The 317-nt window shown below is 63.7% G+C and carries 1 protein-coding gene; it reads left to right on the top strand.

Annotation, left to right across the window (positions count from 1 at the left end; translation table 11 throughout):
* The coding region (locus tag HB633_RS30710; protein WP_213781875.1) for a phosphopantetheine-binding protein at nt 1–317 on the top strand (317 nt) is incomplete at both ends.

A 317-nucleotide genomic window follows, 5' to 3' on the forward strand; every position in this document is an offset into this window, starting at 1 on the left:
TGATTCGAGCCGTGGGAAGACAGGGTATGTCGAGCCGCGAACGGCCACGGAGCGCGCGCTGTCTTTGATCTGGGCCGAGTTGTTGGGACTAGACTCTGTCGGCATCCACGACAATTTCTTCGAACTCGGCGGTCATTCGCTGCTGGCCATGCGGGTGGCCTCGCGGCTGGGCACAGTGTTCGACCTCGAGTTGCATCTGCGCGACTTGTTCGAGGCGCCGGTGGTTTCAGAACTGGCCATGCGGATCGAGGCTGTGCGGCGTGACAACACGCGGCACGCACGCGTGAAGGTCATGCCGGTGGCCCGGGATGGGCAGG

The sequence above is a fragment of the Caballeronia sp. dw_276 genome (assembly GCF_018449635.1).
Taxonomy (GTDB): domain Bacteria; phylum Pseudomonadota; class Gammaproteobacteria; order Burkholderiales; family Burkholderiaceae; genus Caballeronia.